The following is a 1,207-nucleotide window of genomic DNA, read 5'->3' on the forward strand; positions in this document are numbered from 1 at the left end:
ATATTCCCATTGATACCGTGAAAAAACAGCTCCATGTGGCATAAGGGGTACCCTGTTTGTTTCTTTTTACATGGTAATTATTGTTATGAAAATTGCTCATCTACAGTAAAGATATTTTTGTATTTATTTGGGGGTAATGGAAAATGAAAAAGATGTCAAGTCAGTATTTATACACCTTTTTATTAGTAACTATTATTTTGTTATGGAGTTATGGATGGGTTCTAACGAAGATTGGATTAAGTTACATGGGACCCTTTACATTTGCGGCTTTACGCTTTTTACTTGCTTCATTTGCGATGATATTAGTTTTATTTTTTTTAAAGCCCACTAGACCAAAAGGTACAGAATGGATTATCCTTTTTATAGTGGGTTTGTTACAAACAACCGCCATGTTTTTATTAATCAATTACGGAATGATGTTTGTAAATGTGAGCAAATCTTCAATACTGATTTACTCGATGCCTATATGGAGTGGAATCCTCGGATATATCTTTCTTCATGAATCATTAAACTATTACAAGGTAATTAGTCTTGTCCTGGGTATTTCTGGTTTACTATCCATTATTGGGTTTGAATTTTTTACTATTCAAAACAAAAGTGTCATTTTCGGTGAATGTTTACTTTTACTAGCTGCTATTTCTTGGGCTGGGGCAAATGTAATTGTTAAAAAATATTTTAGCAATCATAATAAAATTATAGTATCAACCTGGCAAATGATTTTCGGAACCATTGGAGTAGTAGTTGCCGCCATTCTTATGGAGTGGGGTCAACCTATACAGTTTACACCTATAAGTATTTTTATTCTGATATACACAGGAGTTATTGCATCCTCATTCTGCTTTACATGTTGGTATGTGGTGTTAACAAAGCTTGATACTACAGTAGCTTCTATTTCCCTATTATTTGTTCCTCTTGTGGCTATTTTTCTAGACTGGTTGTTACTCGGAGAAAAAATGACTGTTAATATTGCAATTGGAGCATTGTTGGTTACGATTGGTGTTTACTTAGCAACCGTGGCTAAACCTAAAGAAAGGCGTAAAATAGAACGATTTTCTACAAATATAAAAAGCTAAGCAAATTGTCGCTTAGCTTTTATTATTGGACTCTATCACGAGTGTTGATTATCCAAAATTATACATACGCCTTCCATAAATTTGGGCATACTCAAACAAAGCAGCGGCCATCCCGGATTTCCAATCGAGAGGAA

1 protein-coding gene is annotated in these 1,207 nt (G+C 33.9%); it reads left to right on the forward strand.

The features are described 5' to 3' along the window. Positions 1–143 precede the first annotated feature (143 nt). On the forward strand, positions 144–1,073 hold the full coding sequence (locus CV945_RS16905; RefSeq protein WP_100660200.1) for a DMT family transporter: 930 nt from the start codon (positions 144–146) through the stop codon (positions 1,071–1,073). Positions 1,074–1,207: the final 134 nt, after the last annotated feature.

Origin of the sequence: Geobacillus sp. Manikaran-105 (genome assembly GCF_002809955.1) — a bacterium.
GTDB classification, from domain to species: Bacteria; Bacillota; Bacilli; order Bacillales; family Anoxybacillaceae; genus Geobacillus; species Geobacillus thermophilus.